Origin of the sequence: Comamonas sp. CAH-2, from assembly GCF_009668305.1 — a bacterium.
Classification (GTDB): Bacteria; Pseudomonadota; Gammaproteobacteria; order Burkholderiales; family Burkholderiaceae_C; genus Comamonas; species Comamonas aquatica.
On the sequence record NZ_VSWF01000020.1, the window covers coordinates 41,487 to 55,119 of the forward strand.

Annotated in this window: 12 protein-coding genes; 6 read left to right on the forward strand and 6 right to left on the reverse strand. The window is 64.6% G+C overall.

Annotated elements, in window-relative coordinates; all coding sequences use genetic code 11:
- Positions 1–29: 29 nt before the first annotated feature.
- From FYM52_RS12095 to FYM52_RS12105, 3 genes are all read right to left on the reverse strand, one after another.
- Positions 30–932, reverse strand: coding sequence for a sulfurtransferase (locus FYM52_RS12095; protein ID WP_154164276.1), 903 nt, complete (start codon positions 930–932; stop codon positions 30–32).
- A gap of 70 nt (positions 933–1,002) precedes the next feature.
- Positions 1,003–1,920, reverse strand: a complete 918-nt coding sequence (locus FYM52_RS12100) for a DMT family transporter (protein WP_154164277.1) — start codon at positions 1,918–1,920, stop codon at positions 1,003–1,005.
- Positions 1,921–2,037: 117 nt separating this feature from the next.
- The gene (locus tag FYM52_RS12105; RefSeq protein ID WP_154164278.1) at positions 2,038–3,177 is read right to left on the reverse strand and encodes an aromatic ring-hydroxylating dioxygenase subunit alpha; all 1,140 of its coding nucleotides are present in this window, start codon (positions 3,175–3,177) and stop codon (positions 2,038–2,040) included.
- A 319-nt stretch (positions 3,178–3,496) separates the two neighbouring features.
- Here FYM52_RS12105 and xseB point away from each other — a divergent pair, with 319 nt between their 5' ends.
- The 5 genes from xseB (at position 3,497) to FYM52_RS12130 (ending at position 9,213) form a co-directional block, all read left to right on the forward strand.
- Positions 3,497–3,745, forward strand: a complete 249-nt coding sequence (gene xseB / locus FYM52_RS12110) for an exodeoxyribonuclease VII small subunit (protein WP_043385897.1) — start codon at positions 3,497–3,499, stop codon at positions 3,743–3,745.
- Positions 3,746–3,754: 9 nt separating this feature from the next.
- Entirely contained in the window at positions 3,755–4,690 is a 936-nt protein-coding gene (locus tag FYM52_RS12115) for a polyprenyl synthetase family protein (RefSeq protein ID WP_154164279.1), read from the forward strand.
- Positions 4,691–4,788: 98 nt separating this feature from the next.
- Positions 4,789–6,690 (forward strand): 1-deoxy-D-xylulose-5-phosphate synthase, encoded by a 1,902-nt coding sequence (gene dxs / locus FYM52_RS12120; RefSeq protein ID WP_154164280.1) that lies wholly within the window; start codon positions 4,789–4,791, stop codon positions 6,688–6,690.
- A 187-nt stretch (positions 6,691–6,877) separates the two neighbouring features.
- Entirely contained in the window at positions 6,878–7,960 is a 1,083-nt protein-coding gene (locus tag FYM52_RS12125) for a TRAP transporter substrate-binding protein (RefSeq protein ID WP_042412474.1), read from the forward strand.
- Between the two features lie 173 nt (positions 7,961–8,133).
- Positions 8,134–9,213 (forward strand): TRAP transporter substrate-binding protein, encoded by a 1,080-nt coding sequence (locus FYM52_RS12130; protein ID WP_042412472.1) that lies wholly within the window; start codon positions 8,134–8,136, stop codon positions 9,211–9,213.
- Between the two features lie 148 nt (positions 9,214–9,361).
- Here the strand turns inward: FYM52_RS12130 and FYM52_RS12135 are convergent, their stop codons facing one another.
- The 3 genes from FYM52_RS12135 to yjgA form a co-directional block, all read right to left on the reverse strand.
- Positions 9,362–10,564, reverse strand: a complete 1,203-nt coding sequence (locus tag FYM52_RS12135; protein ID WP_154164281.1) for a multidrug effflux MFS transporter — start codon at positions 10,562–10,564, stop codon at positions 9,362–9,364.
- A gap of 96 nt (positions 10,565–10,660) precedes the next feature.
- Positions 10,661–11,254, reverse strand: a complete 594-nt coding sequence (mog, locus tag FYM52_RS12140) for a molybdopterin adenylyltransferase (protein WP_154164282.1) — start codon at positions 11,252–11,254, stop codon at positions 10,661–10,663.
- Positions 11,251–11,943: a ribosome biogenesis factor YjgA gene (gene yjgA / locus FYM52_RS12145; RefSeq protein WP_043385875.1), complete on the reverse strand. Its 693-nt coding sequence runs from the start codon at positions 11,941–11,943 to the stop codon at positions 11,251–11,253. The genes mog and yjgA overlap by 4 nt, the downstream gene beginning before the upstream one ends.
- Before the next feature lie 68 nt (positions 11,944–12,011).
- On the opposite strand from yjgA, the gene pmbA reads away from it, so the two are divergent.
- A complete protein-coding gene (pmbA, locus tag FYM52_RS12150) occupies positions 12,012–13,421 on the forward strand; it encodes a metalloprotease PmbA (RefSeq protein ID WP_154164283.1) in 1,410 nt (469 codons plus the stop codon).
- Positions 13,422–13,633: the final 212 nt, after the last annotated feature.

The window sequence follows — 13,633 nt, forward strand, 5'->3', positions numbered from 1 at the left end:
CACCCCCCTGTTCCACAGGGAAAAAGTTGTTAACCTTTGGCGACCGGGCGTGCTGGATGGCTGCACCATTCGCTCCAGCTGCCGGCAAACAGCCGTGTCGGTGGAAATCCTGCAATCTCCATCGCCAGCAGGTTGGGCAGGGCGCTGACACCGCTGCCGCACTGGTGGACCACCGTGGCCGGGTCACGGCCTTGCAGCAGGGCATCGAACTCGGCCTTGAGCAGTGCCTGGGGCTTGAAGCGGCCATCCAGGGCGATGTTCTCGGAGAAGGGGCGGTTCAGCGCGCCGGGAATGTGGCCGGCGACAGGGTCCAGGGGCTCGACCTCGCCACGGTAACGGGCCGGGGCGCGCGCATCGATCAGGGTCTGGCGCTCGGGCTGCTGCAGGTGGGCTTCGACCTCGTCGGCCGTCACCAACTGGCGCAGGCTGTCGTGCAGGGCAAAGTTGGACTGGAAGTGCGAGGGCTCGTCGCCCTGGCTGGTGGCGCCGCCTGCGGCGGTCCAGGCTGGCAGGCCGCCATCCAGCACGGCCACGGCGTCATGGCCGGCCCATTTGAGCATCCACCACAGACGGCCACAGAAGTTGCAGCCTTGGCGGTCATAGACCACGGCCTGCATGTCGTTGCGAAAGCCGATGGACGACAGCCACTGGGCGAAGCGCTCGCGGCTGGGCAGGGGGTGGCGACCGCCGGAGGCGGGCTGGTCGGTGGCCGCCGTGTGCACCTGCCCGTCCTTGCCGGGGGCGCCGTGGCGGGCGCTCAGGTGCTGGTCCAGATCGGCGTGCACGGCGCCCGGGATGTGGGCCTGCAGGTATTGCTGCCGGCTGGCTGGCGGGTTGCCCAGATCAAAGCTGCAATCGAACACCATGTGGGGTTGATCGCTGGCTGCCAGGGCTTGCAGTTGGGCCGGGGTGATCAGGGTGGTATAGGTCATGAGCGTGTTCTCAAAGTTCTGCCAGCGCACATTGTGGGACGGAATCGGGCCTGCGGCACAGGCCTTGGGTTCACCGGCTTGCGGCCTTGGCTGGCGCTGCTGCGCCGCGTGCGCGGAAGATGGTGGCTGCGATGCCGCTGGCCACAATCAGCAGCATGCCCAGCCAGCCCTCCCAACCCAGGTTGTCGTGGAACCAGAACAGGCTGTACAGGCCGGCAAACACAATGCCGGAGTACTGCAGGTTGGCCACCACCAGGGTGCCGCGTGCGGTCTTGGCCTGGGCATAGGCGCGCGTCATGCACAGCTGGCCGCCGGCGGCCAGCAGGCCGATGGGCAGCAGCCACAGGCTGGCCTGCCAGCCGGGCCAGGCGGAAAAACCGGTGATGCCGCTGGCGACCAGGCCCAGCAGGGTGCAGCCCAGACCAAAGAAGAACACGGTGCGCGATTCGGGCTCGCCCATGCGCGACAGCGCCACGACCTGCATATAGGCCATGGCCGACAGCACCCCGGAACCCAGGCCGATCAGCGCGGCGGTGGTCTGCTCCTGGGCAAAGCTGGGCTGCAGCATCAGCACCACGCCCACAAAACCCGCCACGATGGTCAGCAGCAGCGGCACATTCAGCGGTTGCGGTGTGCGGCCGCTGCGCGGGTGCCGCGACCACAGGGCACCGGCGAGCAGGAACACGGCAATCCAGATGCTGCTCATGTAGTTGAGGGTCATGGCGCTGGCCAGCGGCATCTGGGTGATGGCGTAGAACCAGCAGCCCATGGCCGTGACGCCGATCAGGCTGCGCCAGGCGTGCATCCAAGGGTGGCGGGTTTTCAGGGATACGCCTTGGGAGGCGCTGAGCAGCCACATGGCGAGCATGCCGATCAGGCCACGGTAGAACACGATTTCTGCGGTGTGGAAATGCACCGCCGCGTACTTGATGCAGACCCCCATGGTGGCGAACAGAAACGCCCCCACCACCATCCATAGCACTTGCATGAGCGCCGTCCCTGACTGTTGTGTTGTGCAGAACGGCCCGCCGTTCTTGCCTATGAAAAAAGCTGCCAGCGCCCGACGGACGGGCGTTGGCAGCTCTGGAGAGCGTAGCAAAAAAGCTCAGCGCTGTGGCAGGTGCGCGCCCATTGTTTGGCGATACCACTCATGGAAATGCTGCATGCCATCTTCCATGGGGCTTTGGTAGGGGCCGACCTCGTTGTCGCCCCGTTCCATCAGGGCGCGGCGCCCGGCGTCCATGCGTTCGCCGATCTCATCGTCCTCGATGGCGGTTTCCATGTAGGCCGCCTTCTGCGCTGCGATGAATTCGGGCTCGAAGGCCGCGATTTCCTCGGGGTAGTAGAACTCCACCACGTTCATGGTCTTGGTGGGGCTGAGGGGGTGCAGGGTGGAGACCGTCAGCACGTGCGGATACCACTCCACCATGATGTGCGGGTAGTAGGTCAGCCAGATCGCGCCGCGCTCGGGCAGCTCCCCGTTGCGGTACTGCAGCAGCACGTCGTGCCACTTCTTGTACACCGCAGAGCCGGGCTTGCCGAAGGTCGGGGCCACGCCCACGGTCTGTACCGAGTACTCCTTGGCGAACTCCCACTGGAGGTCGTCGCAGGTCACGAAATTGCCCAGGCCGGGGTGGAAGGGGCCGACGTGGTAGTCCTCCAGGTAGACCTCGATGAAGGTCTTCCAGTTGTAGTGGCACTCGTGCATTTCCACGTGGTGCAGCACCAGCCCGTCAAAGCTCAGCTGCTCGCGCAGTGCCATGCCGGCCAGGTCGGCGGCCACGTCGCGGCCGTTGTCCTCGAACAGCATGCCGTTCCACTCGCGCAGCTTGTAGTTGTTCAGGTGCAGGCAGGGATCGTGGCTGAAATGCGGCGCACCCAGCAGCTCGCCGCTGGTGCTGTAGGTCCAGCGGTGCAGCGGGCAGACGATGTTGCCGCCGGCGTGGCCCTTGCCTTCGGTTTTCAGGTTGCCCCGGCCCTTGAGCATGACCGCCTGGCGATGGCGGCAGATGTTGGAGATCAGCTCGATTTGGCCCTGGTCGTTGCGGACCAGGGCGCGGCCTTCGTGTTCCTGCGGCAGGGCGTAGTAGTCGCCGATCTCCGGCACCGACACACTGCTGCCGACGTAGCGGGGCCCTTGCTGGAAGATGGTTTCCATCTCGCGCTGGAACAGCGCGGCATCGAAATAGCTTGAAACTGGTAGTTGGCTTGCGGCCTGCTGCAGTTGAAGACTTAAATCAGACATGGGTGACCTGACCTAAAGACTCCCCACAGGGAGGTGCATCGTGCACGGGTGAAAAAATAAAACCGGCCATGCCACAGCGCAACAGGACAGATGCATGAAGCTTTGTCCGTCAATGCACAAGGCGGAGGGCCGGTTGGACGGGAATGGGATTGTAAGCGGTGGGGTTATTCCCGCCGATCGGTTATGTGTATTTATATCAACCGCTTGGGCCGTGGCACGGTCAAATTTCGCTCCCGCGGGCTGGGGTGTATGTTCTCCAGGGTGGTCGCACGCCTTGGCAGCCTAAAATCAAAGGCTTTCCAATCCCGCGAACATCCCCATGCCCAAGGCGAAGACCAAAGCCGTCTCCGAGATATCCACGCCACCTGAAAGCTACGAGCTGGCGCTGGCGGAGCTTGAAGAACTGGCCGTGGCCATGGAGTCCGGTCAACTGCCCCTGGGGGAGATGATGCAGGGCTATCGCCGCGCCTCTTTCCTGCTGGAGTTCTGCCGGCAGCAACTCGATACCGTGGAGGCGCAGATCCGTGCCCTGGACGAGGGGCAGATCAAGCAATGGTCGCAGGATTGACGGCCAGACATGGAACCACAGATTTTGACTACTTCCCCTCGCTTTTCCCCCGCGGCTTCCGAGTTCGACTTCACGTCCTGGATGGAGGCGCAGCTGCACCATGTGGAGCAGGCACTGTCCCAGTGGGTGGGCGTGGATACCCCGGCAGATTTGGGCGATGCCATGCGCTATGCCGTGCTGGATGGTGGCAAGCGCCTGCGCCCCCTGCTGGTGCTGGCGGCCGCCCAGGCAGTGCAAGGGCTGCCGCAGGCCGCCACCCGCGCGGCCTGCGCGGTGGAGTTGATCCACGCCTATTCCCTGGTGCATGACGACATGCCTTGCATGGACAACGATGTGCTGCGCCGTGGCAAGCCCACGGTGCACGTGCAGTTCGGCGAAGCCCGGGCCCTGCTGGCCGGCGACGCCCTGCAGGTGCTGGCGTTCGAGCTGCTGACGCCCGCCGATGCGCAGGTGCCCGCCAGCATGCAGGCCCAACTGTGCCGTTTGCTGGCCCGTGCTGCAGGAGCGCATGGCATGGCAGGGGGGCAGGCCATCGACCTGGCCAGTGTCGGCCAGTCGCTGACGGAGGCGCAACTGCGCCGCATGCACAGCCTCAAGACCGGTGCCTTGCTGGAAGCCAGCGTGGCCATGGGCATGGCCTGTGGATCGGTCTCTGATGCGGCCCAGCAAGCCTTGATGCGCTACGCCCAGTTGCTGGGTCTGGCCTTCCAGGTGGTCGATGATGTGCTGGACGTGGTGGCAGATGCCGCCACGCTGGGCAAGACCCCGGGCAAGGATGCCGACAATGAAAAACCGACCTATGTCTCCCTGATGGGGCTGGAGCCTGCGCGGGCCTACGCGCAGTCCCTGTACCAGCAGTCCTTGCAGGCCCTGGCGGACAGTGGCCTGCAGAATGTGCAGGCCTTGAGTGCCCTGGCCCACATGGTGGTGGGGCGCTCGCATTGAGTGCGTGCCTGCCAACGTCGAATTTTTCCTATTGATTGGTGGCGCAGGTCTGCACACACTGTGCGCCATGCCCTCCGCCGCCTACCCCTGATGAGCCGATGACCACAAACGCTTACCCTTTGCTGCAGAAAGTGAATGCACCGTCTGACCTGCGGACCCTGTCCCGCAGCGAGCTCAAGGCGCTGTCCGAGGAACTGCGGGCCTATGTGCTGGACAGCGTGTCCAAGACCGGTGGGCACCTCAGCTCCAACCTCGGCACGGTCGAGCTGACGGTGGCCCTGCACTATGTGTTCGACACTCCGCACGACCGCGTGGTGTGGGACGTGGGCCACCAGACCTACCCGCACAAGATCCTGACCGGTCGCCGTGACCGCATGTCCACGCTGCGCCAACTGGGCGGTATTTCCGGATTCCCGCTGCGCAGCGAAAGCGAGTACGACACCTTTGGCACGGCGCATTCGTCGACCAGCATTTCTGCGGCCCTGGGCATGGCCATGGCCGCCAAGCGCAAGGGCGAGGATCGCCGGGCGATTGCGGTGATCGGCGATGGGGCGATGACTGCGGGCATGGCGTTCGAAGCCATGAACAACGCCGGGGTGCTGGATGGCAACCTGCTGGTCATCCTGAACGACAACGACATGAGCATCAGCCCGCCGGTGGGGGCGCTGAACCGCTATCTGGCGCAGCTCATGAGCGGTCAGTTCTACGCAGCGGCCCGCAATGTCGGCAAGAATGTGCTCAAGCAGGTGCCTCCGCTGCTGGAGCTGGCCAAGCGGCTGGAGCAGCATGCCAAGGGCATGGTGGTGCCGGCCACCATGTTCGAGAACTTCGGCTTCAACTACATCGGTCCGATCGACGGCCACGACCTCGATTCCCTGATCCCCACGCTGGAAAACATCCGCAGCCTGGACGGTCCGCAATTCCTGCATGTGGTGACCAAGAAGGGCCATGGCTACAAGCTGGCCGAAGCCGATCCAGTCACCTACCACGGCCCCGGCAAGTTCGACCCCAAGGTCGGCATCGTCAAGAGCGGCGCACCGGCCAAGCCCACCTTCACCCAGATCTTCGGCCAGTGGCTGTGCGACATGGCGGCCCAGGACGAGCGCCTGGTCGGCATCACGCCTGCCATGCGCGAAGGCTCGGGCATGGTGGAGTTTGAAAAGCGCTTTCCCGATCGCTACTACGACGTCGGGATTGCCGAGCAGCACGCCGTGACCTTTGCGGCCGGCATGGCCTGCGAAGGCGTGAAGCCCGTGGTGGCGATCTACTCCACCTTCCTGCAGCGCGCCTATGACCAGATGATCCATGACGTGGCCCTGCAGAACCTGCCCATGGTGTTTGCGCTGGACCGTGCCGGTCTGGTGGGGGCCGATGGTGCCACGCACGCCGGGGCCTACGACATCGCCTTTGTGCGCTGCATCCCGAACATGAGCATGGCCTGCCCCGCCGATGAGCGTGAGTGTCGCCAACTGCTGACCACGGCCTACGAGCAGGACCACCCGGTGTGCGTGCGCTATCCGCGTGGCGCCGGCGTGGGCGTGGAGCCTTTACTGGATCTGTCCGCGCTGCCGTTCGGCAAGGGCGAGGTGCGTCGCCACAGTGCGGCACCACGCCAGACCGAGCCAGGCGCGGCGCCCCGCATCGCCATCCTGGCGTTCGGTACCCTGCTGTACCCGGCCCTGGAGGCCGGTCAGTCGCTGGATGCGACGGTGGCCAACATGCGCTGGGCCAAGCCGCTGGACGAGGCGCTGGTGCGGGAGCTGGCACAGGACCACGATGTGCTGGTGACCGTGGAGGAGGGCTGCATCCCCGGCGGTGCGGGTGCGGCGGTGTCTGAGGCCCTGGCGGCCGCCGGTATCACCCTGCCGGTGCTGCACCTGGGCCTGCCGGATCGCTTCATCGAGCACGGGGATCCCGCCAAGCTGCTGGCCTTGCAAGGGCTGGATGCCGCAGGGATCGAGCGGGCCATCCGCCAGCGCTTTTTGCACACCCAAGCCTAAGGTGTCCGGAGGGCCGCGCGGGTCCATGCCTGTCTGACATTTGGCTGAAGACTCGCCGGCTTCGGGGGTTTACCCCCAACGGTTTTCTCCTTTTCCCTTCCTAGAATTTTGCACACCCCCTGGGCCGTTTGCGCACAGGGGGCAGCTTTGCCTGCGGCAGCTGTGTTTGCGTATCTAAGGAGAAAAAATGGACCGTCGTTCCCTCATCAAAAATGCTGGCATTGCTGGTGTCCTGGCTGCCGCTGCAGCACCAGCCGTGCATGCGCAACAAGCCGTGCGCTGGCGTCTGGCATCGAGCTTTCCCAAGTCGCTGGACACCATCTTCGGCAGTGCTGAAAAATTTGCCCAAACCGTCAAGGCCTTGTCCGGTGGCAAGTTCGAAGTGTCGTTGCACGCAGCTGGTGAGTTGATGCCCGCCTTTGGCGTAGTGGACGCGCTGGAAAACAGCACCATTGAAATGGCGCAGACCGCGCCTTACTACTTCACCGGCAAGAACTCGATCTTCGCCTTTGGCTGCGCCGTGCCTTTTGGCCTGACAGCCCGCCAGATGGATGCCTGGATGGAGCACGGCAACGGCCGCAAGCTGTTCGATGCCTTCTGCGCCAACTACAACATCAAGAGCTACAGCGCAGGCAATACCGGCACCCAGATGGGTGGCTGGTACCGCAAGGAAATGAAGTCCGTGGCCGACCTCAAGGGCCTGAAGATGCGCCTGGGCGGCGGCCTGTTCGGCGAAGCCATGGCCAAGCTGGGTGTGGTGTCGCAGAACATGCCGGCCGGCGATGTGTACCAGGCACTGGAAAAGGGCACGCTGGACGCCACCGAGTTTGTCGGCCCGCACGACGACCAGAAGCTGGGCTTCAACAAGGTCGCACCTTACTACTACTACCCCGGCTGGTGGGAAGGTGGCGCCGAGCTGGAGTTCTTCGTGAACGCCAAGGCCTATGCCGCGCTGTCGCCCGAGTTCAAGGAAATCGTCGATGTCGCCACCCGCGTGGCTGCGCGCGACATGACCGCCAAGTACGACGCGTTCAACCCGATCGCGATCAAGAAGCTGGTGGCCGACAAGACCCAGCTCAAGGCTTTCCCCAAGGACGTCATGGACGCCGGCTTCAAGGCCTCGATGGAAGTCTTTGCCGAGCACGAGGCCAAGTCGCCCGAGTTCAAGAAGATCCACCAGGACATGCGCGCCTTCCAGCGCGACCAGCTGTTGTGGGAGCGCTTCTCGGAGCTGCGCTACAACCAGTACATGACCTCGGTCAAGCTCTAAGCATGTGATATCCGCTGCCAAGCTATGAATACCCTCATGCATTGGCAGCCTTCCCGGAACCGGCGGATATGCGCGCCCTGGCGCGACAGCACCGGTTTTTTTTCGCCTGTACATCGCCAAAGAAGCGATGCAGGAGGGAGAGGTTCGTTTTACAACCCCTAAGGAGACCCCGAATGGATCGTCGTTCCATGCTCAAAAATGCCGGTATCGCCGGTGTTCTGGCTGCCGCCGCAGCCCCAGCCGTGCACGCACAACCTGCACTGCGCTGGCGCATTGCCTCCAGTTTCCCCAAGTCGCTGGACACCATTTATGGTGCGGCCGATGTGTTTGCACAATCGGTCAAGGCGCAAACCGGCGGTAAGTTTGAAATCTCTGTCCACCAGGCTGGCGAGCTGATGCCCGCGTTCAACGTGGTGGATGGCGTGCAAAACGGTTCCGTGGAAGCGGCGCACACGGCGCCTTACTACTTCTTCGGCAAGAACGAAGTGTTTGCGATTGGCGGTGCGATTCCCTTCGGCATGAACTCGCGCCAGCTGACCTCGTGGATGGTCGATGGCAACGGCGGCAAGCTGATGCAGGAGTTCTACGCCAAGTACAACATCGTGCCTCTGCCATGCGGTAACACGGGCGCGCAGATGGGCGGCTGGTTCCGCAAGGAAGTCAAGTCCACCGAGGACATCAAGGGCCTGAAGTTCCGCGTGGGCGGCTTTGCCGGCAAGGTGATCGAGCGCATGGGCGGCGTGCCCCAGAACATTCCGGCCGGTGAAATCTACCAGTCGCTGGAAAAGGGCACCATCGATGCGGCCGAGTGGATCGGCCCCTACGACGACCTGAAGCTGGGCCTGAACAAGGTGGCTCCTTTCTACTACTACCCCGGCTGGTGGGAAGGTTCGCTGAACCTGTCGCTGTACATCAACGACAAGGCCTTCAACAGCCTGAGCAACGAGTACAAGGCCATCGTGCGCGCTGCCGCCATGGAGGCGCACGTGACTTGCCAGGCGCGTTACGACTCGCGCAACCCCGGCGCGCTCAAGCAGCTGGTGGCGGCCAAGGCCAAGGTGCTGCCCTTCCCGCAACAGGTGCTGGAAGCCTCGTTCAAGAGCGCGATGGACCTGTACGCCGACCTGGACAACAGCAACCCCGACTGGAAGAAGATCTACGCCGACTACCGCAACTTCCAGCGCGACCAGGTGCTGTGGTTCCGCTTTGCCGAAGGCCGTTTCGACAACTTCATGTCCACCCAGAAGCTGTAATGGCGACGGGATCCGGCATACAAAAAGGCAGCCATCTGGCTGCTTTTTTTTGACCCTGCTGTTATAAAAAAGAAGCAGTCAGCGCTTGTCAATAAACACTTTCAGCTTCAAAGCAGCGGGAAAGCATCGAATGACCAGCGTAGCGTGCTCATGATCGTGGAGCGTCCTGGGCGGCGGCGCTGCGCTGGGACCACCACCACACCAGCATGCCGCACACCACGGTGATGCACTGCCCCAGCGCCAGGGCCAGGCCGCTGTGGAACAGCTGGGGCACCACGGCCCCGGCCATGATGGCGAACACGCTCATCTGCGTGAAGCCCTGCAGCGACGAGGCCAGGCCGCGCATGCCGGGGAACAGGGCCATCACCTGCAGCGACAGGATGGGCATCAGCAGCGCCAGCCCCAGGGTGTAGCAGGCGATGGGCAGCACCGCCCAGGGCACGACCGGCATGTCGGTCAGCAGGTGGTAGAGCACATTGCTGGCACAGCCCAGCAGCAGGGCGCCGTAGCCGATGCGCTGCTGCACCCGGGGTGCGATCTGCTTGGCCAGCACGCCGGAGATGGCCGAGCCCAGCATGGAGCCGCCGATCAGCGGGATGAACAGCCAGCCGAAGGAGGTTTCCTCCAGCTTGAGTATGCCCATCACGAACTCGGCGGCCGCGCTGATGTAGATGGCATTGGCCCCAGCCATCAGGGCCAGGCCGGCCACCATGCGGCGGAACTGGCGGTGCCGCAGGGCGGTGAGGTAGTTGCCGGCGATCACCCGCAGGTGCAGCGGCACGCGCTTGTCGGCGGGCAGGGTCTCGGGCAGCACGCGCCAGCACAGCAGCGTCAGCAGCAGGCCAAAACCGGTCAGAAAGAAGAAGGCTGCGCGCCAGCCGCCGTGGGCTTGCAGCCAGCCGCCAAACACCGGTGCAATCGCCGGCGCCAGGCCAAAGCAGAACATCACCATGCTCATCATGCGCTGGGCGTCGGCGCCGTGGAAGCGGTCCTGCACGATGGCGCGCGCAATCACCATGCCGGCGCCGGCCATGGCCCCCTGGGCGCAGCGCACTGCGATCAGGGCCTCGATGCTCTGCACCAGGGCCGCCACGGTGGAGGTGATGGCAAACCCCAGGCTTGCGAAGACCAGCACGCGGCGGCGGCCGAAGGTGTCGCTGAGCGTGCCGTAGAACAGCATGGTGATGGCCATGGCCAGCACGTACACGCTCAGGGTCTGCTGGACGGCTGCGGGGCCGACGGCAAACTCCTGCGCGATGGCGTGGAAGGAGGGCAGGTAGGTGTCGATGCCCAGGGCACCCATCATGGTGCACAGCGCGAGAACAAAGGTCAGAGAGAGGTTACGTGGCATGCAGAGCGGTTGGCGGTGGCCCCGCGATTGACGGGGCCCCAAGAAAAAAGGCACATGCGCCGCATGTGCCTGGGTGGTCAGGTGCTGGGTCGCAGTTTACGACGGGCGCACGCGCTGGGCGCTTTTGGGGCGGAAGGCTTTGCACACGGTGTCCTGGGTTTCCAGGTAGGGCCCGCCGATCAGGTCGATGCAGTAGGGCACGGCGGCAAAGATGCCGGGTACCAGTTGCTGGCCGCTGCTGTCCTTGAGGCCTTCCAGCGTTTCGGCAATCGCCTTGGGCTGGCCGGGCAGGTTGATGATCAGGCTGCGGCCGCGGACCACCGCCACCTGGCGCGACAGGATGGCCGTGGGTACGAACTTCAGGCTGATCTGGCGCATCTGCTCGCCAAAGCCGGGCATTTCCTTGTCGGCAATTGCCAGCGTGGCTTCGGGCGTCACGTCGCGCAGTGCCGGGCCCGTGCCGCCGGTGGTCAGCACCAGGCTGCAACCGGCATCCACCAGCTCCACCAGCGTCTGGCTGATGGTGGCCTGCTCGTCGGGGATCAGGCGCGCGTCGAAGGTGATCGGGTTGTGCAGTGCGCGTGTCAGCCAGTCCTGCAGCGCGGGCAGGCCCTGGTCGGCGTACACGCCGCTGCTGGCACGGTCGCTGATCGAGACGATGCCGATCTTCACTGCGTCGTGCAGGCTCATGCCTCGTCCTCGTCGTCCAGGAGCGCATCATCCACGGCGGGCTCTGCGGTGCCGGCCGTGCCGTTGATGTGTGCCAGCAGCAGCTGGAACAGTTCGCGGTAGGCCTTGCCCTTCTTGGCCGGCGGCAGGATGTGGCCCTTGGCCTCGGCCTCCTTGGCCTTGGCGATGGCAGTGGCATCGTCCTTGCGCACCTGGCGCATCAGCGTGCGCAGCTGCTGCACATCGGTGGCGGGGAACTGGTCCAGCCAGACGCCCAGGTGGTCGTCGCTGACGATCAGGCGGTCGCGCCACTGCTCGGCCACCAGGATGTGGGTCTGCTCGCGGCTGACGCCGGTGCGCTGCTCTTCCAGCGCGGCTTTGACAGCTTCGACCTGGGATTCGTCCAGCTTGCGCATCAGCTTGCCGATGAACTGCATCTGGCGGCGCTTGGCTTCAAAGTTGGTCAGGCGCTTTTGTTCGGCCAGGGCATCCACCAGCTTTTCCGGCAGTTGCAGGCGTTCCAGCAGCTTGGGGCGCAGGCCCAGCAGGGCTTCGCCCAGGTCTTGCAGGGCGTCGCTTTCCTTCTTCAGGTCGGTACGGGTCGCGTCCCATGTGCCTTTGAGTTCGGCCTTCAGTTCCAGGTCGCGGTCGCTGCCTTCGGCAACGAAAACGCCTTTGACGTAATAGCCTTTTTTGGGTTTGCGTGACATGTTGTGTCTGGGGGAATGAGGGTGGCAGCGCAGGGTGCGCCGCAGTGCTGGGTATCATATCCGCCGCTATGAATAAACCTCGCTCCCGCGCCACAAGCTCCACCGCCGCACAGGCCGATTCCGGCTTCAGCTACAGCCGTTCGTTTTTTGAGGGTCTGGTGGACCAGGCCCTGGCCCATGCCAAGAAGCTGGGCGCCACCGATGCCGGGGCTGATGCCTCGGAAGGCTGTGGCCTGAGCGTGAGCGTGCGCAAGGGCGAGCTGGAAACCGTGGAGCGCAACCGTGACAAGTCGCTGGGCGTGACGGTCTACATCGGCCAGCGCCGCGGCAATGCCAGCACCTCGGACTTTTCGGAAGCCGCCATCCAGCAGACGGTGCAGGCGGCGTATGACATCGCCCGCTTCACGGCCGAGGACCCCACGGCCGGCCTGCCCGACGCGGATGACATCGCCCCGCGTGCCACGCACCGTGAGCTGGACCTGTTCCACCCCTGGGACGTGAGCAGCGAAGAGGCCGCACGCATTGCGGTGGAGTGTGAGGCCGCCGCCATGGCCACGCACAAGCGCATCACCAACAGCGAGGGCGCCAGCGTCTCGGCCCAGCAAAGCCATTTCTTCAGCGCCCACACTCGGGGCTTTGCCGGCGGCTACGCCAGCTCGCGCCACAGCGTGTCGGTGGCGCCGATCGCCTCGCTGCCCGGTCGCCATGGCGAGATGCAGCGCGACTTCTGGTACAGCTCCATGCGCAATGCGCAGGACCTGGCCTCGCCCGAGGCGATTGGCCGCTACGCCGCGCAGCGCGCCCTGAGCCGCCTGGGCAGCCGCAAGATTCCCACCACCGAATGCGCGGTGCTGTTCGAGTCGCCCCTGGCCGCGGGCCTGCTGGGCGGTTTTGTGCAGGCGGTCAGCGGTGGCTCGCTCTACCGCAAGAGCTCCTTCCTGCTGAACTCCCTGGGCAAGCAGATCTTCCCCAAGCACATCCAGATCGAGGAAGACCCCTTCATCCTCGGCGGCAAGGGCAGCTCGCCCTTCGATGACGAAGGCGTCAAGGTGCAGCAGCGCATGGTGGTGGAAGACGGCCGCGTCCAGGGCTACTTCCTGTCGAGCTATTCGGCGCGCAAGCTGGGCATGAAGACCACGGGCAACGCCGGGGGCTCGCATAACCTGACGCTGACGTCCACGCGCACCAAGCCGGGCGACGACCTGGACGCCATGCTGAAGAAGCTGGGCACCGGCCTGCTGGTGGTCGAGCTGATGGGCCAGGGCGTGAACTATGTGACTGGTGACTACTCGCGCGGCGCCTCGGGCTTCTGGGTGGAGAACGGCGAGATCGCCTTCCCCGTGCAGGAGATCACCATCGCCGGCAACCTCAAGGACATGTACAAAGGCATTCAGGCCGTGGGGGCCGATGCCTACAACTACGGCGCCAAGACCGTGGGCTCCATCCTGATCAATCGCATGAAGGTGGCCGGCAGCTGAGCCTGCGCTGCCCGCCTCTCCCCCAGCAGCCTGCGGGCTGCTTTTTTCATGCCGGCCGTGGGCTGGCAAATCCTCCAAGCCTGTGCAAAAAAAGGAGCTGCTGGCGCTGATCCAGCAAGCGCTGGAGGCTGTTTTGATCAAAATTTCTGCCCGACCCGGACAGCCCCGCTGCGGGGTGGGCACCGGACGGGCGCCACCTGGGTGACTGCGGC